The sequence below is a fragment of the Mycobacterium sp. DHQP2018-32-09 genome (assembly GCF_058148405.1).
Window position 1 is genome coordinate 85,447 of sequence record NZ_JBYVYK010000002.1, and the last position, 20,348, is coordinate 105,794.

The following is a 20,348-nucleotide window of genomic DNA, read 5'->3' on the forward strand; positions in this document are numbered from 1 at the left end:
GGTGGTCGGTCCGCGGCGCGGAATCCCCGACGACACTCACGCCAACCGCCTCCACGGGCCCGGCGGCGACGGTATAACCGTGATCATGATCGAGATCACGCTGCTGGGCACCGGCAGCCCGGTGCCCGACCCGGATCGCGCCGGGCCCGCGACGCTGGTGCGTGCGGGCGGGCAGACGTTCCTCGTCGACTGCGGCCGGGGCGTTCAGCAGCGATTGGCCGCCGCGGGCAGCGCCGCCGGTGCACTGAGCGCGCTGCTGCTGACACACCTGCACAGCGACCACATCGCCGACCTGGGCGACCTGCTGATCACGCGCTGGATCACGACGTTCGACCCGGACCCGGCGCCGTTCGTCGTCATCGGACCGCCGGGAACCGCCGAGGTGGTCGACGCGACCCTCGCGGCGTTCGGGCACGACATCGGCTACCGCTTGGCCCACCACCCCGACCTGCCGGGCCCGCCGCGGGTCGACGTGCGCGAGGTCGTCGACGGTGTGGTGTGGGAGCGCGACGACGTGACGGTGCGGGTGGCACCCACCGATCACCGTCCGGTCGCGCCCACCATCGGCTTCCGCGTCGAGCACTCCGGCGCCTCGGTGGTACTGGCCGGCGACACGGTGCCGTGTGTGTCGCTCGACGAACTGGCCGCGGGCGCCGGGGCGTTGGTGCACACCGTGATCCGCAAGGACCTGATCTCGGCGTTGCCGCTGCAACGCATGCGGGACGTCTGCGACTACCACTCCTCGGTGGAGGAGGCCGGCGCGACCGCCACCCGCGCCGGCGTCGGCATCTTGGTGCTCACGCACTACGTACCGGGCATGGCGCGTGGCACCGAGGACGAGTGGCGCGCGTTGGCCGCGAGCACCTTCGGCCGCCAGATCGAGTTGGGCGACGATCTGCACCGCGTGGAGGTCCACCCCGGGGTGTGCGGGGCCGCCCCGGTCACGCCAGGCGCGTGATCTCCACGACGACGTCGAGGTCGGTGGAGCCCTCGCCGGAGTAGACGCCCTTCAGCGGGCTGACGTCGGCGTAGTCCCGGCCGACGCCGACGCTGACGTACTGCTCGTTGATGGCCTTGTCGTTGGTCGGGTCGTAGTTCCACCAGCCGCCCGTCCACGCCTGCACCCATGCGTGACTCTGCCCCTCGACGGCGTCGCCGATGGTCGCCTTGCGGTTGGGATGCAGGTATCCGGACACGTAGCGGGCGGGAATTCCCATGCTGCGCAACAGGACCAACGTCAGATGCGCGAAGTCCTGGCACACGCCCTTGCCCTCCCGCAGGGCGTCGAGACCGGACGAGTGCACACCGGTGGTCCCCGGCACGTAGGCGAGTTCGCCGCGTACCCAGTTCGCCGCGGCCACCACGGCCTCGCGCGGTTCGTACTCCTTGGCGAGCTTCTGCCCCACCCGTGCGATCCGCTTGCTGTCCGGCGTGTAGCGGGTGGCGGTCAACAACTCGTCGTAGTGGTCGATGACGGCCTCCGAACGCAGGTCCTCCCACGTGACGACCTCGTCGGGTTCCTCGTCGACGTCGGTTTCCACCACCGACGACGACGTCACCTCGAGTTCGGTGTGTGGGGCATGCAGGTCGAACGAGGTCACCGCCGTCCCCCAGTAGTCGACGTAACGGTAGGACCTGGTGGCGGGCACCGTCTCCACCCGGTTGAGGATGACGTTCTGCCGCGAATCGGAGCGAGGGGTCAGCCGCGCCTCGTTGAACGACGCCGTCACCGCGGACTTGTACGCATATCCCGTGGAGTGCACCACGCGCAGCCGCCACATCAGATCTCACCTTCCTCGATCACCAGTGACCCGGCACGCCCGGCGTCGGTCCACGCCACCCACGGTGCTGCGTGGAAGTACTCCAGCGCCAACGCTTCTCCCACGTCGGCGCACGTCTTCTGCAAGCCCGCCAACCGCGTCTCCAGCGACTCCAGCAGGGCACCCTGGCGCAGGAACTCCAACTCGCTGCGCGCCCGGCCCAACAACCGCTGCGCCTCGGCGGTGGCACCGACGCGGTTGTGGGCGCGGTGGTGCAGCTCGTCGAGACTGTGCTCGGCCAGGCGCAGCGAGTAGAACACCGAGCGTGGGAACAAGCGGTCCAACAGCATGAACTCCACCACACGCGCGGCGTCGAGCACGCCGCGATAGGTGCGCAGGTAGGTGTCGTGCGCGCCCGCGGCGCGCAGCACCGTGACCCACGCGGGCGACGACGCGCTGTCACCGCCGCGGGCCAGCAGCAGTCGCACGGTCATGTCGATGCGTTCGATCGCCCGGCCCAGCACCATGAAGCGGTAGCCGTCGTCGCGGGACAGCGTGGAGTCGGCCAGGCCGGCGAACATGGCGGCACGTCCCTCGACGTAACCGAGGAACTCCGCGGGCCCCAGCCGCTTGGCCGCGCGTTCCCGCTCGGGCAGCGCGTTGTAGGTGGTGTTGAGACACTCCCACATCTCCGTGGACGTCACTTCCCGTGCGCCACGGGCATTCTCGCGGGCCGCCGAGAGGGCGTCCACGATGGAGCAGCCACCTTCCCCGCCCCGACTGAACGCCACCAACTCGGTGAGCGACCACACGTCGAGCGCAGTGTCGGGCGGCGTGATGCCCAGCACCCGCAGCAGCCGGCGCGACGTCAAGTCGGGATCGACGCTCGAGTCCTCGAGCAGCTGGTGCACCGTGACGTCGAGGATGCGGGCCATGTCGTCGGCGCGTTCGACGTAGCGGCCGATCCAGTAGAGGGATTCAGCGTTGCGTGCCAACATCGTTCGTCCCCCTCACGCCTGCTGCTGCTGTTGCTGCTGCGTCTGGCTCGGGTTGGGCCCCTGCTGTTGCTGCTGGGTGGCCTGCCCGTCCAGCGCCCGTTCGCCGTTGGTGGTCTGCGGCAGTGAACGCACCACCTCGGCTGCCGCGAGTTCGCGATCGGCCGCCGACGTGCGCGTGGCCAGCACCCAGGTGTCCTTCGAACCACCGCCCTGACTGGAGTTCACCACCAGCGAGCCCTCGGGCAGCGCCACGCGGGTCAGACCGCCGGGCAGCACCCACACGTCGTCGCCGTCGTTGACCGCGAACGGACGCAGGTCGACGTGGCGCGGCGCCAACTCGTCGTCGATCTGCGTCGGCACCGTCGACAGCTGCACCACGGGCTGGGCGATCCAGCCGCGCGGCTCGCTGCGGATCTTCTTGGAGATCGCGGCGAGTTCCTTGGCCGACGCGTCGGGGCCGAACACGATGCCGTACCCACCGGAACCCTCGACCGGCTTGATCACCAGTTCGTCGACGCGGTCGAGCACTTCCTCGCGTTCGTCATCGAGCCAGCACCGGAAGGTGTCGACGTTGGCCACCAGCGGCTTCTCCCCCAGGTAGTACTCGATGATGGTGGGGACGTAGGTGTAGACGAGCTTGTCGTCGCCGACGCCGTTGCCGACGGCACTGGAGATCACCACGTTGCCCGCCCGCGCGGCGTTCAGCACGCCGGCCACGCCCAGCATCGAATCGGGCTTGAACTGCATGGGATCCAGGAACTCGTCGTCGATGCGGCGGTAGATGACGTCGACCTGCCGTTCGCCCTCGGTCGTGCGCATGTAGACGGTGTTGTCGCGGCAGAAGAGGTCGCGCCCCTCCACCAGTTCGACGCCCATCTGCCGCGCCAGCAGGGAGTGCTCGAAGTAGGCGGAGTTGTAGACGCCCGGCGTGAGCACCACGACGGTGGGGTCGGCCTCGTTGGGGGCGGCCGCATTCCGCAACGCCCGCAGGAGGTGCGACGAGTAGTCGCCGACCGCGCGCACCCGGTGCGTGGCGAACAGGTTGGGAAACACCCGCGCCATCGTGCGGCGGTTCTCCATCACATAGGAGACACCGGAGGGCGAACGCAGGTTGTCCTCCAGCACACGGAAGGTGCCCTGCGCGTCGCGCACCAGGTCGATGCCCGCGACGTGGATGCGCACCCCGTTGGGCGGCACGATGCCCGCGGCCTCGCGGTGGAAGTGTTCGCACGACGTGATGAGTCGCCGGGGGATGACGCCGTCGCGCAGGATCTCCTGCTCGCCGTAGACGTCGTCGAGGTACATCTCGAGGGCCTTGACCCGCTGCTTGATGCCGCGCTCGAGCCGTGACCACTCCGCCGCCGAGATGACCCGGGGAACCAGGTCGAGCGGGAACGGCCGCTCCTGGCCGGACAGGGAGAACGTGATGCCCTGGTCGACGAACGCCCGGCCGAGCGCCTCGGAACGAGCCGCCAACTCGGAGGCATCCGACGGCGCGAGTTCGTCGAAGATTCCCTTGTAGGGCGCGCGGACGTTGCCCTCGGCGTCGAACATCTCGTCGAACGCCTCGGAGTACCTGCCGACGTCGTCGTAGCCGCCGAAGATGCCTTGGTGACGCTGTTTCGACCGCGGCTTGCCGCGCGCCGCCCGTCCGGTATCCGCAGGTAGGGTTCGAGGGCTCACAGGGGACATGCTGCCCCAACTGTCTCGTTTCGGCAGGCCAGCGACACTCACTTTGGGCATTTACCCGCGGCGCTGGTAGTCTGAACCCTCGCTGCCCCTCGCCGACGCGCAGGGCGCCACTTACGTTTCACCACCAGAGCAGACCGACACCCAAGCTGAGATTCAGAAGGAACTAACGCGTGGCCAACATCAAGTCGCAGGAAAAGCGCATCCGTACCAACGAGCGTGCCCGTCTGCGCAACCAGTCGGTGAAGTCGGCGCTTCGCACGGCTGTCCGCGGGTTCCGCGAGGCCGTCGAGGCGGGCGAGAAGGACAAGGCCACCGAGCTGCTGGCCACGACCAGCCGCAAGCTCGACAAGGCCGCCAGCAAGGGCGTCATCCACAAGAACCAGGCCGCCAACAAGAAGTCGGCCCTCGCGCTCGCGCTGAACAAGCTCTGAGCTAGCCAGACCTTTCGGAACGCCGGACGACCTTCGGGTCGCCCGGCGTTTCGGTGTTCTCGGGTGTCGGTGTTCTCGGGGCGGCGCCTAGCGCGCTCCCGCCAGCTGTGCCACCCGGCGCACCGCGGCCTCCAACGCGTAGTCGGCATCTGCGGCCGCCCCCTTGACGTCGGCGTTGAGCGTTGCGACCACCCGCATGGCCTCGGCCACCGAATCGCGCGACCATCGACGCGCCTGGCGCTGCACCTTCTGCACCCGCCACGGTGGCATGCCGACCTCGCCGGCCAGTTGATTGTGGCTGCCGCTCAGCGGGCCGATGCGCGCGATGGCATGCACGGCCTCGGCCAACGCGTCGGCCAACACGACGTGCGGCTCGCCGGCCATCATCGCCCACCGCAGCGACTCGGAGGCGCCCTCGAGGTCACCGGTGACGGCCAACTCGGCGATCTCGTAACCCTTCACCTCGGCCTTGCCCGAGTGGTAGCGCCGCACCGCGGCGACGCTGATGTCGCCCCCGGTGTCGGCCACCAACTGCGAGCACGCCGCGGCCAATTCCCGCAGATCGGAGCCGACGCCGTCGAGCAGCGCCGTCAGCGCGTCGTCACCGATCTTGACCTTGAGCGTGCGGAACTCGCGGCGCACGAAGTCCGCGCGTTCGGCCGGTTTGGTGACCTTGGCGCACGGATGGACCTCGGCGCCGAGCTTCTTGAGCTGATCGGCCAGCGCCTTGGCGCGCCCACCCCCGGAGTGCACGACGACGAGCGTGGTACCCGGTGGCAGGTCGGCGGCGGCGGTGCCGATGAGGGTGACGGCCTCCTTGCCCGCCTCGGCGGCCGACTCCAGCACCAGTACCCGTTCGTCGGCGAACAGCGAAGGGCTGAGCAACTCGGCCAGCTCGTTGGTGCTGACCTCACCCGCTCGCATCCGATCCACCGGCACGTCGTCGGAGCCGGCGGCCGTGCGCGTCGCCTGCAGCACCGCGGTCACGGCGCGCTCGACGAGCAGGTCTTCGTCGCCCAGCACGAGGTGGAGTTGGCTCACCCGACGATGGTGTCACGCGGTGCCGACGTGTGCGGACGCCGCCCACGCGGCCGCCCCGACCGCCGTCCACACCACCAGCACACGACCCCACCGCCAGCGCCACGCCGCGACGGCGGCCAGGCTCGTCGCGGCCACGCAGACCGCACCGGCCAACCCCGACGGCACCGGGAGCACCGCGCCGGGGATCGCCGCCGCACGACCCGCCACCCACAGCAGCCACCACAGTTCGGGTCCGGTGAACCGGACGAGCAGCGCCGCTCCGCCCGGCCATGCCGTGGCGACGGCCGCGGCCGCGGTGCCGAGCACCGTGATGGGAGCGACCACCACGGTGGCGGCCAGGTTCGCCGCGATCGCCACGAAGCTCACGGTGCCCGAGATGCCGGCGACCAGCGGCGCGGTGACCAGCTGGGCGGCCGTGGACACGCTGACGGCGGCCGCCAGCGGCTTCGGCCATCCCCGGTCCCGTAACCGCGACGTCCACACCGGGGCGATGACCACCAGCGCCGCCGTGGCCACCACCGACAGGGCGAACCCGACGTCGACGGCGAGGTGCGGCCATCCGGTCAGCACGGTCACGACGGTGGCCGCGAGCGCGGGAATCGCCTGACGGCGGCGGTGCGCCAGGACGGCGAGCAGCGTCACCGCACCCATCACCGCCGCCCGCAGCACGCTGGCGGTGGGTTGCACGACGATCACGAACGCGACGAGCACGACCGCGGCCAAGGCGACGGCGCACCGCGGTCCGACGAGCACCGCCGACAGCAGCACGGTCCCGCAGACGATCGTGACGTTCGCACCCGACACCGCCGTCAGATGCGTCAGGCCGGCGCGCCGGAACTCATCGAGCGTCGTCCGGTCGACGGCGGAGGTATCGCCGAGGACCAGCGCCGGCAGCATCGCGGCCTGGTCGGCGGGCAGTGCGGCCCGCGCGGTCTCGGCGAACGTCCGGCGCACCGCGGCCGCGGCGCGATGCACCAGGCCGGCCTCGCCGAGCCGCGCGCGACCCGTGGCCGAGAGCACCGCCACGGTCAGATCGCGTCGCAGGGGCGCACCGACACGGGCCCGGAAGTCCGCGGGTCGGCCCACGGTGAGGTCGCCGACGCCGCCGACGGACGCGAACACGATCACCCGCCCGCCGACGGGGACCCCGTCGAGCGAGCGCAGCTCGCCGGCGAACATCACCCGACCGCCGGCGATCGACCGCGGGGTCTCGGTGGCGGTGACCGACACCGCCACGGTGTCCCCGAGGCGTGCATTGATCCGGTGGTGCTCGACGGCGTCCGCACGCAGGCATACCGCCACCGCGAACGTCGCTCCCGCGGCGGCCACCATCGCCGCGGCCGGCCAGGGCGACGCGCCGGTCCCGCCCAGCACGCGGGCGCTCACCGCCGTCGCGAACGTCGCGGCGACGACCACCGCGGCGGCGGGCAGCGGGCCACCCAGGATCCCCGCCACCGTCACGGCCCAGACTGCCAGCGCCGCCGGGACCAGCCGCAGGTCGGCAACCGCGGGGACGGGCTGGTCGGTGCCACCACCGCCGATCACACGACGACCAGCCCGCGCAGCTTCTCCAGGCGGGCCGGACCGATGCCGTCGACGTCGCCGAGTTGTTCGACGTCGGTGAACCGTCCGTTGGCCTCGCGCCAGGCGACGATGGCCGCGGCCGTGACGGGTCCGACGCCCGGCAGCTCGTCGAGCCGTTCGACGGTGGCGGTGTTGAGGTTCACCGGGCCGTCTCCCCCGCTGCCCACGTCACCGCCGGCCGCACCCCCGCCACCGGTCGCAGGTGCACCCGCACCGGCCGCGGCGGGGGCAGCCACCGAACTGCCCATCGCGGGTGGCGCTCCCGGGGGCGAGGCGATCCCGACGACGATCTGCTCGCCGTCGGTCACCCGACGTGCGACGTTGAGCCCCAACAGGTCCGCGCCATCCAGCACGCCACCGGCAGCGCTCAGGGCGTCGTCGACGCGGGATCCGGGCGGCAGCGTCACCAGCCCGGGGTGCTGCACCAACCCGGCGACGCTGACCACGACGGCCTGGTCGGCGGCGGCTGCCGTGCCCGACGCCGCGGGAACTCCCGGAGCGGCGGGCGCGGCCGAGGCCATCTGCACCTGGGGCAGGTTGACCGCGGTGACCGGCGGCGGATCGTCGCGGGCCAGCGTGACGACCGTGATGGCGACGGCGATCGCACCGACGACCGCCAACGCCAGCGCTCCCGCCCGTCCCGGATCGGCACGGACCGCAGCGAGCCACGGGGCTCGACCCGTGGGCAGGGCATCGGGCAGCCACTTGGCCAACGACGTCTCGGACTCCTCCGCGTCGTCCGAGGCGTCGGGATCGACGGGACCCCCAGGCTCGGCGGCGAGTCTGCCTCGCGCGGTGGCGCGTTCGATTCGCATGCCGCGAACCTAGGCGCGCGCGGCGACGGGCCTTGGCCTGCGTGCCGGACATCCGAGCCGGGCTGTGGACGAAGTGGCGTCTGGGGATGAACGCCGAACGCACCCGGTGGTGAACACGATCCGCATAGTGTCCGGTGCACGCCGACACGACGAGGAGCCGCACATGAACACACCGACTCAGCAGCCCTTGCGGGTGATCCAGTGGACCACCGGCAACATCGGGACGCGGTCGCTGCACGCCATCATCGGACGCGACGACATGGAGTTGGTCGGGGTGTACGCCCACGGTGCGGACAAGGTGGGCGTGGACGCCGCCGAGCTTGCCGGGTGGCCCGAACCCACCGGCATCACGGCCACGGCCGACGTCGACGCCCTGTTGGCGCTGCGCCCCGACGCCTGCTGCTACAACCCCCTCTGGGCCGACGTCGACCATCTGGTGGCGTTGCTCGAGGCCGGCGTCAACGTGTGCTCGAGCGCCGGGTGGATCACGGGCGGCAAGCACCGTCCCGAGGATCTGGAACGCATCCGGAATGCTTGTACGGCAGGTGATTCCACCATCTTCGGTAGTGGCGCGCACCCCGGCATGACCAATCTGGTGGGGATGGTGCTGTCCGGCTCGTGCGAGCGCGTCGACGAGATCCGCATCACCGAGTCGGTCGACTGCTCCACCTACGAATCGGCGGGCACGCAGGCCGCGATGGGGTTCGGCCGTGACCCCGACACCCCCGGACTGGCCGAATCGGTGCGGCGCGAGAGCGAGGTGTTCGCGGAGTCGGCGGCGATGATGGCCGACGCCATCGGCGCCCCGCTCGACCGGATGACGTTCGACGTCGAGTTCACCGCCGCCACCGGGGACACCGATCTGGGGTTCATGCAGATCCCCGCGGGCTCCGTGGGCGGCGTGTACGGATACCACCGCGGCTGGGTCGGGGATCGCAACGTGGTGAGCGTGGGTTTCAACTGGATCATGGGCAGCCACGTCACGCCGCCCAAGCCCCTCGAGCACGGGCACGTCATCCAGGTGTTCGGCATGCCGAACATGCGCACGGTGGTGCACTGTCTGCCGCCACGGGATTGGCGGGAACCGGGGTTCATGGGCCTCGGCATGATCTACACCGCGATGCCGGTGACCAACGCGGTGCCCGCCGTGGTGGCCGCTGCCCCCGGCATCGTGACCCTGGCCGACCTGCCCCCGGTGACCGGACGCTTCGCGGCGCGGTCCGTCTAGCTGCTAGCGCGTCTCGACCATCACGACGACGCCGACGGCGCCCTCGCCGACGTGCACGGCGAGTACCGGGCCCATGTCGGTGACGGTCAGCGACTCGAGCTGCGGCAGCCGCGCGGTCAGCGTGGCACCGAGGACGTCGGCGTCGTCGTGATTGTCGACGTGGTGCACCACGATCGATGCCCGTCGGTCTCCCACGACCTCCACGACGGCGTCGACGAGGGCCGCGTGCGCCTTGGACACGGTGCGGATGCGCTGCGAGGGAACCAATCTGCCGTCCACGTCCAGGCGCAGCAGCGGTTTGAGGGACAGCGCCGTCCCCAGGAACGACGCCGCGGTGCCGATGCGGCCGCTGCGGCGCAGATTGTCCAGTCGGTGCACCACGATGAAGGCGTGTGCGCGCGACACCGCTTCCCTGGCAACCGCTTCGACGGTGTCGAGGTCCGCACCCGACGCGGCGGCGCGTGCTGCCGCCAGCGCCACGAACCCGACGCCCGCCGCCGCCGAGCGCGAGTTCACCACGCGCACGGAGCGGCCGACCTCGCCGGCCGCCGTCCTCGCGGCGGAGACGGTGCTCGACAGCGCCGCCGACAGGTGCACGGCGACCACGCCGTCGCCGCCGCTGTCGGAGGACGCCTGCCGGTAGGCCGCGACGAGGTCCGCCGGGGCCGCACCCGCGGTGGTGACACCCGCGCGGACGTGCACGTCGGGCGGGATGACGTCGACGCCGTCGCGGAGGTCCGCGCCGTCGACCATCACGTGCAGCGGTACCTGACGAATTCCCCAGCGCTGCAGCTGATCTGGCGTCAAACGACCGGACGAGTCGGTGACCACGACGACGGCCACGGTTCAGCGACCGCTCGGGACGGTCACGCCCGCCGCGGCGAGCGCCGCCAGCATCAGATCGGCGACGTTGCGGTGTGCCTCGAAGTTCCAGTGGATGCCGTCGGGGTTGCCGCGACCGCTCGTCACCTCGTCGGCCACGGCGGCCTTGAGGTCGACGATGGGGACGTCGCGCTGGGCACCCCACGCGCGGATCGCCGTTTCGGTCGCGTCTCGCCAGCGGTGGGAGCGACCGTAGGTGTCGGCGACGTGTACCGACGGCACGCACGCCACGAAGGGGATGCCTGGCCGGTTGAAGTCGATGGCGGCACGGGTCTGCTCGAGGTAGTCGACCGACAGGTGCGCCGGCAGGGCGGGTCGGGCGACGGGCGACAGCCGTGGCTGCACCCATCCGTAGCCGTCGCGCACCCAGCGGCGCAGCAGTGGCGGACGCACGTAGCGGATCAGTTCGCGCAGCGCGGTGGGTAGTGGTGAGGGCAGCGAGTCCATGCCGCTCGTCGCGACGACCACCGCGCCGGCGCGCGGCAGCGCCGCCCAGGCTCGGGGATCCTGGATGGCCGCCCACCACACGTCGCGACAGGTCCAGCCGATCCGGCCCACCACCTCGACGTCCCAATCCAGCTGCCGGACCACCAGATTGGGCCAGATGCGGGGATCGTCGGCGGGCAGGCCGCCGGTGGGGCCGTAGTAGGACAGCGAGTCGCAGAACACCAGCAGCGTGCGCCGCTCGGCGGTGAGGTCCCCGACGGGGTGCTGGTCGCCGCCCTCAGAGGACATCGTTGGCGACCTGCGCCGAGGCGTTCCACACGTCGAGCCGCCAGCGGATGTCGGCGAAGGCGGCGTCGGGCTCGGAATGTCCGGACAGCTGCACCCAGCTGGCGTTGCCCATGCCGCCGAGCACCGGCCAACTGTCGACGGGCAGCCCGAGCACGGCGGCGGTGAGCGCGGCGATCAACCCGCCGTGAGCCACCAGCACCACGGGCCGGTCCGGGCTGTCCACACCCCAGTCCGATTGTCCCGCAACGATTTCCTGGACCAGGGGCAGACTGCGCTCGGCCACGTCGACCCGGCTCTCGCCACCATGGGGAGCCCATCGTGCGTCGTCGCGCCAGGCCACCCGGGCGCCGGGGGCGACGTCGTCCACCTCGAGGTGCGTCAACCCCTGCCAGTCACCCAGGTGGGTTTCGCGCAACCGCGTGTCCGCGGTCACCGGCAGCCCGGCGCGCTGCCCGAGGGCCGTCGCCGTGTCGAACGCCCGACGCAGGTCGGAGGACACGATGAGCAGCGGTTGCCGCTTGGCCAGCACCTCGGCGGCCGCGACGGCCTGTTCGCGGCCCAGGTCGGTCAGGTCGGTGTCCAGCTGACCCTGCATCCGGCTGCCCGCGTTCCAGTCGGTCTGCCCGTGCCGCAGCAGCACCAGCCGGCGCACCCTCATTCGGGCCGACCCGCCTCGTCGTCCTGATCCTCGGCCGGGACGTCGAGGTCGACCGGTACGTGCGGGCAGTCCTTCCAGAGCCGGTCGAGGGCATAGAAGTTGCGCTCCTCGGTGTGCTGGACGTGCACGACGATGTCGACGTAGTCCAACAGCACCCAACGGCCCTCTCGGGTGCCCTCGCGGCGGGCGGGCTTGTGCCCCGCGAGGCGCATCTTCTCCTCCACCTCGTCGACGATCGCGTTCACCTGGCGGTCGTTGGACGCCGAGGCGATCACGAAGCAGTCGGTGATGACGAGTTGCCCGGAGACGTCGATGACGACGATGTCCTCGGCGAGCTTGGCTGCGGCCGCCCGGGCGGCCACCGTCGCCATCTCGATGGCCTCGGCGGAGGCGGTCATGGCTATCCCTTTCCTGCGCGGTACAGCCCGCGCTTGGACACGTATTGCACGACGCCGTCGGGCACCAGGTACCAGATCGGCCGGTCGGCCTTGGCGCGCGCACGGCACTCGCTCGACGATATGGCCAAGGCGGGTACCTCCACCAATTGGAGGGCGTCGGGGGGCAACTCCTTCATGGCGGCGACGATGTGTTCGCCGTCCAGCTCGTAACCCGGCCTGCTGACGCCGACGAACCGGGCCATCGAGAACATGTCCTCCCAGTTCTGCCAGCTCAAGATCGAGGCCAGGGCGTCGGCGCCGGTGATGAAGTACAGCTCGGTGTCGGGGTTCATCGACGCCAGGTCGCGCAGCGTGTCCTTGGTGTAGGTGGGGCCGCCGCGGTCGATGTCGACGCGGCTCACCGAGAACCGCGGATTGGCGGCCGTCGCGATCACCGTCATCAGGTACCGGTCCTCGGCGGGCGTGACGCTGCGATCGCGCTTCTGCCACGGCTGCCCGGTGGGTACGAAGATCACCTCGTCGAGTCGGAACAGGTCCGCCACCTCGCTGGCGGCGACGAGGTGCCCGTGGTGGATGGGGTCGAACGTGCCGCCCATCACGCCGAGCCTGCGTCGAGTCACGGATAGGCAGCTTACGGCAGCATCCGACGCGCCCTCGGGGCCCGCGACCGGGTACTACACCGGAAGCAGTCCGTCGATCACCGCGGCGAGTTGCTTGGCCGACCGGCACTCGTGCATGGCGATGACGTCGGCGTAGCGCGGCACGGCGGAATCGCCACTGCCCCACAGGTGCTTGGGTTCCGGGTTGAGCCAGTGCGCGTGCCGGGCCGCGTCGACCATGCGGGACAGCAGCTCGACCTGCGGATTGCGGTAGTTGTTCCTGCCGTCGCCCAGCACCAGCAGCGACGACCGCGGCGACAGCGCTCCCGGCCAGCCGTCGAGGAACGAGGAGAACGCGTGGCCGTAGTCGGAGTGGCCGTCGCGGGTGTACACCGCGGCCTCGCGGGTGATGCGCTGCACCGCCACCGCGAGATCGGATTCCGGCCCGAACAGCTCGGTGACCTCGTCGGTGGTGTCGATGAACGCGAACACGCGCACGCGCGAGAACTGGTTGCGCAGGGCGCTGACGAGCATCAGCGTGAAGTGGCTGAAGCCCGCCACCGACCCGGAGACGTCGCACAGCACCACCAGTTCCGGACGCGCGGGATGCGGCTTCTTCAGGACCACGTCGATCGGCACCCCGCCGGTGGACATCGACCTGCGCAGCGTCTTGCGCAGGTCGATCTCACCGGCGCGCGCCCGGCGCCGCCGCGCCGCGAGCCGCGTCGCCAGCGTGCGGGCCAGCGGCGCGACGACGCGCCGCATCTGCCGTAGCTGCTCGCCCGAGGCCCGCAAGAACTCGACGTTCTCCGCCAGCTGCGGGATGCCGTAGGTCTGCACGTGCTGCCTGCCGAGCTGCTCGGCCGTGCGGCGCTTGGTCTCGGCCTCGACCATCCGGCGCAGCTGGGCGACCCGGCGAGCTGCCATGGCCTTGGCGATCTCCTCCTGCGTGGGCGTCGGCTCGTCGCCGTACCCTGCCAGCAGCCCCGCCAGCAGCCGCCCCTCCAGCTGATCGAGGGCCATGGCCTTGAGCGCCTGATACGACGAGTACGACGGACCGCGGCTGGAGCTGTACCTGCCGAAGGACTCGACGATCTGGGCGATCATCGCCGCCAACCGGTCGTCGGTCTCCCCCAGCTCGGGATGCTGGGTCAGCAGATCGGCCAGCGCGCCCCGCATGCCCTCGGCATCCACTGGCGGCGAATTCTCGGCGTTCTCGGGCTCGGTGTCGGCGACCGCGGCCCGGGCGCCGAGCGCGGCGGGCCACCACAGGTCGAACATCGCGTCGTAGGTGCCGCGATGGTCGGCCCGCCGCAGCACCGCACATGCCAGACCCTCGCGCAGCACGTCGCGGTCACCGAGGCCCAAGGTCGCCAGCACCCGGCCGGCGTCGACGGTCTCGGAGGGGCCGACGGCGATGCCCACGCCGCGCAGCGCCTCGACGAACTCCACCAGGTGTCCCGGAATGCCGTGGGGGGCAAGCGGTTGCGGGGGACGCGTGCGACGCGGGACCATGCCGGGCCTCAGTTCAGCCGGAGTTCGCTCGAGGCACGTTGCTGGTCGGACTGATGTTTGAGCACCACTCCGAGCGTGGCGGCGATCATCGCGTCGTCGATGGTGTCCATGCCGAGGGCCAGGACGGTGCGGCCCCAGTCGATGGTCTCGGCCACCGACGGCAGCTTCTTGAGCTGCATGCCGCGCAGCACGCCGATGATGCGCACCAGTTCGTCGGCCACGCGCTCGGGCAGTTCGGGCACCCGGGAGAGCAGGATCTTGCGCTCGAGGTCGGGATCGGGAAAGTCGATGTGCAGGAACAGGCATCGCCGCTTGAGCGCCTCGGACAACTCGCGGGTGGCGTTCGAGGTCAGCACGACGAACGGCGGCCGTTCAGCGACGATCGTGCCGAGTTCTGGCACCGTGACGGCGAAGTCCGACAGCACCTCCAGCAGCAGACCCTCGATCTCGATGTCGGCCTTGTCGGTTTCGTCGATGAGCAGCACCGTCGGATCGGTGCGCTTGATGGCCGTCAGCAGCGGCCGCGTCAGCAGGAACTCCTCGCTGAACACGTCCATCTTCGTCTGATCCCAGTCCCCTTGCCCCGAAGCCGTATTGGTCTGGATGCGCAGGATCTGCTTGGCGTGGTTCCACTCGTAGAGCGCGCGCGCCTCGTCGACGCCCTCGTAGCACTGCAACCGCACCAGGCCGGAGCCCGTCGCCTGCGCGACGGCGCGGGCCAACTCCGTCTTGCCGACGCCGGCGGGTCCCTCGACCAGCAGCGGCTTGCCCAGCCGGTCGGCGAGGAAGACCGCGGTGGCGGTGGCCGTGTCGGCCAGATAGCCGGTCTCGGCGAGCTTGCGCCCGACGTCGTCGATGTCGGCGAACAACGGGGCGGGTCGGGCGGGAAGGGTCACGTCAACTCCTACGCGGGGCGAGTCTGGCCGTCGCCCCAGACGATCCACTTGGTCGAGGTCAGTTCGGGCAGGCCCATGGGCCCGCGGGCGTGCAGCTTCTGGGTCGAGATGCCGATCTCCGCGCCGAAGCCGAACTGCTCGCCGTCGGTGAACGACGTGGCGGCGTTGACCATCACCGCCGCGGAGTCCACCTCGCCGGTGAAGCGTTCGGCGGCCGCGAGGTCGGTGGTGACGATGGCCTCGGTGTGCCCGGTGCCGTATTCGTTCACGTGGGCGATGGCGCCGTCGACGCCGTCCACGACGGCGACGGCGATGTCCATCGACAGGAATTCGGCCCGCAACTCGTCGTCGCTCGGGTCGGCGTGCACGGTGACGCCCGCGCCCTCGAGCGCGCCCAGGAGCCGCGGCAATGCGACGTCGGCGATCGCGGCATCGACGAGCAGCGTCTCCGCGGCGTTGCAGACGCTGGGCCGCCGGGTCTTGGAGTTCAGCAGGATGCGCTCGGCGACGTCCAGATCGGCCGCCGCGTGCACGTAGACGTGGCAGTTCCCGACACCGGTCTCGATGGTGGGTACCAGCGCGTCCCGCACGACGGCGTCGATGAGGCCGGCGCCACCGCGCGGGATCACCACGTCCACCAGGCCACGGGCCTGGATGAGATGCGTGACGCTGGCACGGTCCTCGCTGGGCAGCAGCTGTACCGCGTCGGCGGGAAGGCCCTCGGCGACCAGCGCCGCGCGCAGGGCCGTGACGAGCGCCTCGTTGGAGCGCCGCGCCGACGAACTCCCCCGCAGCAGCGCGGCATTGCCCGACTTGAGCGTGAGCCCGAACGCGTCGACGGTGACGTTCGGCCTGCCCTCGTACACCATGCCCACCACGCCCAGCGGGACGCGCTGCTGGCGGATGCGCAGACCGTTGGGCAGCGTCCGTCCGCGCAGCACCTCGCCCACCGGGTCCGGCAGACCGGCCACCTGGCGCAGGCCTGCGGCGATGCCGTCGATGCGCTGCGGGTTCAGTGCCAGGCGGTCCAGCATGGCGGTCGGCGTCCCCGCCGCGCGGGCAGCGTCCAGGTCGGCCGCGTTGGCGGCGAGGACGTCGTGCACGGCGGCCAGCACGGCGTCGGCCGCCGCATGGAGCGCGCGGTCCTTGACGGCCGTGTCGAGCGTGCTCAGCGAGCGCGCCGCGACCCGGGCGCGCCGCGCCGCGTCGTGCACCTGCTGACGCAGGTCGGTGGGAGTCTGCACCGTCATCTGGCCAGGGTATCGAGGGAGTCCGGATCTGGCCGCTTCGGGGTTACGGTGGGCCGATGATGGCATCCGGGGCCCGCGTGTGCGTCGTGGGCAGCGTCAACCTCGATCAGTCGATGCGGGTGGCGGCACTGCCCCGACCGGGTGAGACCGTGCTCGCGTCGGACGTCGCCAGGGCCCCCGGCGGCAAGGGCGGCAACCAGGCCGTCGCCGCGGCGCGTGCCGGCGCCGTCGTCGACGTGGTGGCCGCCGTCGGTGACGACGACGCCGCCGCCGTCCTGCGTGCGCATCTGTCGGACAACGGTGTCGGGGTCGACGCGCTGGTGACGATCGCAGGCCCGAGCGGTACCGCGGTCATCGTCGTGGACGACGGCGCCGAGAACACGATCGTGGTCGCGCCCGGGGCGAACGCACACCTGCATCTGGCGTCGAGGGCCGTGCGGGACGTGATCGCGGCGGCCGACGTCGTGCTGCTGCAGCTGGAGATCCCGCTCGACACCGTGCTGGCCGCGGCGCGGCTGGGGCGCGAACACGGCGCCCTGGTGATCGTGAACGCCTCCCCGGTGGCCGCCGCCGCGGACCTCGAGCGCCTGGCCGCAGTCGCCGACGTCGTCGTGGTCAACCGTGAGGAGGCCGAGCACTGGCGTTGGAACACAGCGCATCTGGTGATCACGCGCGGTGCCGACGGCGTCGAGTACCGGGCCGCAGGTGATCGGCAGATGGTGTCGGCACCCGCCGTCGAGGCCGTCGACACCACCGGCGCCGGTGACGTGTTCGCCGGCGTGCTGGCCGCCGAATGGCACCGCGGGGCCGCCGTCGCGTTGCGGCGCGCCTGCGCGGCGGGTGCGTTGGCCACGTTGGTGCCCGGAGCCGGCGACTGCGCCCCGACCGCCGAGGCCGTCGACGACGTGCTCGGCGGCGCCGGGTAGCACCCGGTCACGGCACCGGTCGTTGCACGTCGTGCGCGATCGCCAGCCCCGTCCCCGCTTCGAACTCCGCCGCGGTCTGACTGAGCATCACCCGGCTTCTGCTGGGCGACAGCGCAATCGACAGGAAGTGGTGGGGTGCACCGCCCGCATTGATCACCGAGTTCACCCGGATGACCGCCGATCCGATCGCCATTGCGAGCAACGCGGCCACCCGCGGTCCGGCGACCTCGGCGGTCAACTCGTGGTCGATGCCCTCGACCACGACACCGGCACCGTGGAGCAACTCGTAGAGCGGAGCACCGGCCAGCGCGGGCGCACTCAGCGCGCGCTCCAACGATGCCGGCAACCACGCCTCGCTGATCATGAACGCTTCTCCGGTGCCACGCGAGCGCCGCACTCGCAGCACGTAGAGCGCCCGCTCCAGGCCGCCCAGGCGCGCGGCGATCACCGCGGGAACCGGTCGCACGTCGACCTCGAGCACGTCGACCGACGTCTCGAACTGAATCTGCCGCAGGCCGTCCAGGTAGGACCCGCGGGGATCGTGATGCCGCTCGGCCGGTTTGGTGACGAACGATCCCACCCCGTGCCGCCGCTCCACCAGCCCGGCCTCGGCGAGGTCGGCGAGCGCTCGACGGACGGTGATGCGCGAGACCCCGAACTGCTCGCACAGCGCCTGCTCGGTGGGCAGTGCCGCGCCGACGGCTAGGGCACCGCGGGCGATCTCGTCGTGCAGCACGAGGTAGAGCTGACGATGAAGCGGTACCCCGGCCCCCGTGTTGACCAGCGTTGCGCCGTCATTGGCTTCTGGCATTTGGTCGATACTCGCACGATCTGCGCGGACGCGGAGCCGATCATGACCAACCCGTCGACCGGCGTCACGACGACGGCACGTCGCGCTCGATCTCGTCGAGCCACGTGCGGGCCGACACGTCCGAGGGAGCGCGCCAGTCGCCACGCGGTGACAGCGCGCCACCGGCAGACACCTTCGGCCCGTTGGGCAGCGCGGACCGTTTGAACTGGCTGAACGAGTAGAACCGCTGCACGAACACCGTCAACCAGTGACGGATCTCGCCGAGCGAGTACGTGGGGCGCTCGTCCACCGGGACCCCGGGTGGCCACTGCCCCTGCTCGCAGTCCCGCCACGCGTGCCACGCCAGGAACGCGACCTTGGCGGGCCGGAACCCGTAGCGCAGCACCTGGAACAACGAGAAGTCCTGCAGCGCATACGGACCCACCTTGGCCTCGCTGCTCTGGATCTCCTCGTCCTCCCCGGTGGGCACCAACTCCGGCGTGATCTCGGTGTCGAGCACGGACTGCAGGATCTCGTTGGTCTCGGCGTCGAACTGCTCCGACGAGATGACCCATCGGATCAGGTGCTGGATGAGCGTCTTGGGAACGCCGCCGTTGACGTTGTAATGCGACATCTGGTCGCCGACGCCGTAGGTCGACCAGCCGAGGGCCAGTTCGGACAGGTCACCGGTGCCCAGGACGATCCCGCCCTGCTGATTGGCGAGGCGGAAGAGGTAGTCGGTGCGAAGGCCTGCCTGGACGTTCTCGAACGTGACGTCGTAGACCTCCTCGCCGCGCGAGAACGGATGTCCCATCTCGCTGAGCATCAGCGACGCCGTGTCCCGGATGTCGATCTCGGCGAACGTGACCCCGAGGGCGCGACTCAACGCGACGGCGTTGCCCTTGGTGCGGTCACCGGTCGCGAAACCCGGCAGGGTGTAGGCCAAGATGTCACTGCGCGGCCTGCCCTCGCGGTCCATGGCGCGGGCGGCGACGATCAGCGCGTGCGTCGAGTCCAGCCCGCCCGAGACCCCGATGACCACCTTGGGATACCGCAGCGCGCGCAGCCGCTGCTCCAGTCCGGATACCTGGATGTTGTAGGCCTCGTAGCAATCCTGTTGCAGCCGAGCCGGATCCGCGGGCACGAACGGGTATCGCTCCACCGTGCGTCGCAACCCGATGTCGCCCGAGGGCGGATCCACGGTGAACTCGACGCGCCGATGGTCGTCCACCCGGGCGCCGTGGTGGCGCCGGTTGTCGTCGAACGTGCCCATGCGGATCCGTTCGGCGCGCAGCAGTTCGGTGTCGACGTCGGCGACCGAGCGCCGCTCACCCTTCGGGAACCGCTCGGATTCGGCCAGCAGCGTCCCGTTCTCGTAGATCATGGTCTGGCCGTCCCAGGCCAGGTCCGTCGTCGACTCCCCCTCGCCCGCCGCGGCGTAGACGTAGGCGGCCAGGCACCGCGACGATGCCGACCTGGCGAGCAGTTTGCGATCGTCGGCCCGGCCGATCGTGATGGGGCTGCCGGACAGGTTCGTCAGCACGGTCGCCCCCGCGAGCGCAGCCTCCGCGCTGGGCGGAACCGGAACCCACATGTCCTCGCAGATCTCGACGTGTAGCACGAAGCTCGGGAGGTCGGTCGCGGCGAACAGCAGGTCGGCTCCGAACGGGACGTCGGCGCCGCCGAGGCGGATGGTGGCGCGCACGTCGTCACCGGGCGCGATCTGCCGGCGCTCGTAGAACTCCCGGTAGGTGGGCAGGTAGGACTTGGGCACCACGCCGAGGACGCGGCCGCGGTGCACGACCACCGCCGTGTTGTAGATGCGGTGCCGGTGACGCAGGGGCGCGCCCACCACCAGGACCGGCAGCAACTCGGCCGACGCGGCGACGACGTCGGCCAGCGCGCGCTCGACGGCGTCGAGCAGCGCCTCCTGCATCACGAGGTCGTCGATCGAGTATCCCGACAGCGTCAGCTCCGGGAAGACGGCCAGTGCCACGCCGTCGTCGTGGCACTCCCGGGCCAGCGAGAGCACCGACTCCGCGTTGGCCGCTGGGTCGGCGAGCGCGGTGTGGTGCGTACACGCGGCAACGCGGACGAAGCCGTGCCGATACGCGCTGTAGAAGCTCATGGGTGTCATTGTTGCCGGTGGT

General features: G+C 71.0%; 20 protein-coding genes. 4 read left to right on the forward strand and 16 right to left on the reverse strand.

Annotated elements, in window-relative coordinates:
• The first annotated feature begins 85 nt into the window (after positions 1 to 85).
• Positions 86 to 958 carry a ribonuclease Z gene (locus tag AC30CM_RS01920; protein WP_490115132.1) on the forward strand — a complete coding sequence of 291 codons (873 nt, stop codon included), beginning with the start codon at positions 86 to 88 and terminating at the stop codon, positions 956 to 958.
• Here AC30CM_RS01920 and AC30CM_RS01925 read toward each other — a convergent pair.
• The 3 genes from AC30CM_RS01925 to AC30CM_RS01935 are packed head-to-tail and all read right to left on the reverse strand — an operon-like array spanning position 942 to position 4,312.
• Positions 942 to 1,781 (reverse strand): transglutaminase family protein, encoded by an 840-nt coding sequence (locus tag AC30CM_RS01925; protein ID WP_490115133.1) that lies wholly within the window; start codon positions 1,779 to 1,781, stop codon positions 942 to 944. The genes AC30CM_RS01920 and AC30CM_RS01925 overlap by 17 nt on opposite strands.
• Positions 1,781 to 2,758, reverse strand: coding sequence for an alpha-E domain-containing protein (locus tag AC30CM_RS01930; protein ID WP_490115134.1), 978 nt, complete (start codon positions 2,756 to 2,758; stop codon positions 1,781 to 1,783). Before AC30CM_RS01930 ends, AC30CM_RS01925 begins: the two co-directional genes overlap by 1 nt.
• A 12-nt stretch (positions 2,759 to 2,770) precedes the next feature.
• Positions 2,771 to 4,312, reverse strand: a complete 1,542-nt coding sequence (locus AC30CM_RS01935; protein ID WP_490115239.1) for a circularly permuted type 2 ATP-grasp protein — start codon at positions 4,310 to 4,312, stop codon at positions 2,771 to 2,773.
• Between the two features lie 308 nt (positions 4,313 to 4,620).
• Here AC30CM_RS01935 and rpsT point away from each other — a divergent pair, with 308 nt between their 5' ends.
• Entirely contained in the window at positions 4,621 to 4,881 is a 261-nt protein-coding gene (rpsT, locus tag AC30CM_RS01940) for a 30S ribosomal protein S20 (protein ID WP_490115135.1), read from the forward strand.
• A gap of 87 nt (positions 4,882 to 4,968) precedes the next feature.
• Here the strand turns inward: rpsT and holA are convergent, their stop codons facing one another.
• From holA to AC30CM_RS01955, 3 genes are read right to left on the reverse strand one after another with little or no spacing between them, the layout of a single operon-like run.
• Complete coding sequence (gene holA / locus AC30CM_RS01945) at positions 4,969 to 5,922, reverse strand: DNA polymerase III subunit delta (protein ID WP_490115136.1); 954 nt, start codon at positions 5,920 to 5,922, stop codon at positions 4,969 to 4,971.
• 12 nt (positions 5,923 to 5,934) lie between these two features.
• On the reverse strand, positions 5,935 to 7,467 hold the full coding sequence (locus tag AC30CM_RS01950) for a ComEC/Rec2 family competence protein (protein WP_490115137.1): 1,533 nt from the start codon (positions 7,465 to 7,467) through the stop codon (positions 5,935 to 5,937).
• Entirely contained in the window at positions 7,464 to 8,321 is an 858-nt protein-coding gene (locus AC30CM_RS01955; protein WP_490115138.1) for a ComEA family DNA-binding protein, read from the reverse strand. Before AC30CM_RS01955 ends, AC30CM_RS01950 begins: the two co-directional genes overlap by 4 nt.
• A 163-nt stretch (positions 8,322 to 8,484) precedes the next feature.
• Here AC30CM_RS01955 and AC30CM_RS01960 point away from each other — a divergent pair, with 163 nt between their 5' ends.
• Positions 8,485 to 9,549, forward strand: coding sequence for an NAD(P)H-dependent amine dehydrogenase family protein (locus AC30CM_RS01960; protein ID WP_490115139.1), 1,065 nt, complete (start codon positions 8,485 to 8,487; stop codon positions 9,547 to 9,549).
• A 3-nt stretch (positions 9,550 to 9,552) separates the two neighbouring features.
• Here AC30CM_RS01960 and AC30CM_RS01965 read toward each other — a convergent pair whose 3' ends face one another.
• From AC30CM_RS01965 to AC30CM_RS02000, 8 genes are read right to left on the reverse strand one after another with little or no spacing between them, the layout of a single operon-like run.
• Positions 9,553 to 10,392: a DegV family protein gene (locus tag AC30CM_RS01965; RefSeq protein WP_490115140.1), complete on the reverse strand. Its 840-nt coding sequence runs from the start codon at positions 10,390 to 10,392 to the stop codon at positions 9,553 to 9,555.
• A gap of 3 nt (positions 10,393 to 10,395) precedes the next feature.
• Positions 10,396 to 11,166 (reverse strand): diglucosylglycerate octanoyltransferase, encoded by a 771-nt coding sequence (gene octT / locus AC30CM_RS01970; RefSeq protein WP_490115141.1) that lies wholly within the window; start codon positions 11,164 to 11,166, stop codon positions 10,396 to 10,398.
• Positions 11,156 to 11,824, reverse strand: coding sequence for a glucosyl-3-phosphoglycerate phosphatase (gpgP, locus tag AC30CM_RS01975; RefSeq protein ID WP_490115142.1), 669 nt, complete (start codon positions 11,822 to 11,824; stop codon positions 11,156 to 11,158). The genes octT and gpgP overlap by 11 nt, the downstream gene beginning before the upstream one ends.
• Entirely contained in the window at positions 11,821 to 12,222 is a 402-nt protein-coding gene (gene rsfS / locus AC30CM_RS01980) for a ribosome silencing factor (protein WP_490115143.1), read from the reverse strand. Before rsfS ends, gpgP begins: the two co-directional genes overlap by 4 nt.
• A 2-nt stretch (positions 12,223 to 12,224) precedes the next feature.
• A complete protein-coding gene (gene nadD, locus AC30CM_RS01985) occupies positions 12,225 to 12,842 on the reverse strand; it encodes a nicotinate-nucleotide adenylyltransferase (RefSeq protein WP_490115144.1) in 618 nt (205 codons plus the stop codon).
• A 54-nt stretch (positions 12,843 to 12,896) separates the two neighbouring features.
• Complete coding sequence (locus AC30CM_RS01990; RefSeq protein WP_490115145.1) at positions 12,897 to 14,336, reverse strand: vWA domain-containing protein; 1,440 nt, start codon at positions 14,334 to 14,336, stop codon at positions 12,897 to 12,899.
• Positions 14,337 to 14,344: 8 nt separating this feature from the next.
• Positions 14,345 to 15,232, reverse strand: a complete 888-nt coding sequence (locus AC30CM_RS01995; RefSeq protein ID WP_490115146.1) for an AAA family ATPase — start codon at positions 15,230 to 15,232, stop codon at positions 14,345 to 14,347.
• An 8-nt stretch (positions 15,233 to 15,240) separates the two neighbouring features.
• Positions 15,241 to 16,482: a glutamate-5-semialdehyde dehydrogenase gene (locus AC30CM_RS02000; protein WP_490115147.1), complete on the reverse strand. Its 1,242-nt coding sequence runs from the start codon at positions 16,480 to 16,482 to the stop codon at positions 15,241 to 15,243.
• Positions 16,483 to 16,538: 56 nt separating this feature from the next.
• On the opposite strand from AC30CM_RS02000, the gene AC30CM_RS02005 reads away from it, so the two are divergent.
• Positions 16,539 to 17,408 carry a PfkB family carbohydrate kinase gene (locus AC30CM_RS02005; protein ID WP_490115148.1) on the forward strand — a complete coding sequence of 290 codons (870 nt, stop codon included), beginning with the start codon at positions 16,539 to 16,541 and terminating at the stop codon, positions 17,406 to 17,408.
• Between the two features lie 7 nt (positions 17,409 to 17,415).
• On the opposite strand, the gene AC30CM_RS02010 is transcribed toward AC30CM_RS02005, so the two are convergent.
• Both AC30CM_RS02010 and AC30CM_RS02015 read right to left on the reverse strand, forming a co-directional pair.
• A complete protein-coding gene (locus AC30CM_RS02010; protein WP_490115149.1) occupies positions 17,416 to 18,219 on the reverse strand; it encodes a GntR family transcriptional regulator in 804 nt (267 codons plus the stop codon).
• Between the two features lie 64 nt (positions 18,220 to 18,283).
• Positions 18,284 to 20,326 carry an NAD(+) synthase gene (locus tag AC30CM_RS02015; RefSeq protein ID WP_490115150.1) on the reverse strand — a complete coding sequence of 681 codons (2,043 nt, stop codon included), beginning with the start codon at positions 20,324 to 20,326 and terminating at the stop codon, positions 18,284 to 18,286.
• Between the last annotated feature and the right edge of the window lie 22 nt (positions 20,327 to 20,348).

Coding starts and splice junctions, on each gene's coding strand:
- AC30CM_RS01920 (WP_490115132.1), top strand. CDS start 86: ATGATCGAGATCACGCTGCTGGGCACCGGCAGCCCGGTGCCCGACCCG.
- AC30CM_RS01925 (WP_490115133.1), bottom strand. CDS start 1,781: ATGTGGCGGCTGCGCGTGGTGCACTCCACGGGATATGCGTACAAGTCC.
- AC30CM_RS01930 (WP_490115134.1), bottom strand. CDS start 2,758: ATGTTGGCACGCAACGCTGAATCCCTCTACTGGATCGGCCGCTACGTC.
- AC30CM_RS01935 (WP_490115239.1), bottom strand. CDS start 4,312: ATGTTCGACGCCGAGGGCAACGTCCGCGCGCCCTACAAGGGAATCTTC.
- AC30CM_RS01955 (WP_490115138.1), bottom strand. CDS start 8,321: ATGCGAATCGAACGCGCCACCGCGCGAGGCAGACTCGCCGCCGAGCCT.
- AC30CM_RS01960 (WP_490115139.1), top strand. CDS start 8,485: ATGAACACACCGACTCAGCAGCCCTTGCGGGTGATCCAGTGGACCACC.
- octT (WP_490115141.1), bottom strand. CDS start 11,166: ATGTCCTCTGAGGGCGGCGACCAGCACCCCGTCGGGGACCTCACCGCC.
- gpgP (WP_490115142.1), bottom strand. CDS start 11,824: ATGAGGGTGCGCCGGCTGGTGCTGCTGCGGCACGGGCAGACCGACTGG.
- rsfS (WP_490115143.1), bottom strand. CDS start 12,222: ATGACCGCCTCCGCCGAGGCCATCGAGATGGCGACGGTGGCCGCCCGG.
- AC30CM_RS01990 (WP_490115145.1), bottom strand. CDS start 14,336: ATGGTCCCGCGTCGCACGCGTCCCCCGCAACCGCTTGCCCCCCACGGC.
- AC30CM_RS02000 (WP_490115147.1), bottom strand. CDS start 16,482: ATGACGGTGCAGACTCCCACCGACCTGCGTCAGCAGGTGCACGACGCG.
- AC30CM_RS02005 (WP_490115148.1), top strand. CDS start 16,539: ATGATGGCATCCGGGGCCCGCGTGTGCGTCGTGGGCAGCGTCAACCTC.
- AC30CM_RS02010 (WP_490115149.1), bottom strand. CDS start 18,219: ATGCCAGAAGCCAATGACGGCGCAACGCTGGTCAACACGGGGGCCGGG.
- AC30CM_RS02015 (WP_490115150.1), bottom strand. CDS start 20,326: ATGAGCTTCTACAGCGCGTATCGGCACGGCTTCGTCCGCGTTGCCGCG.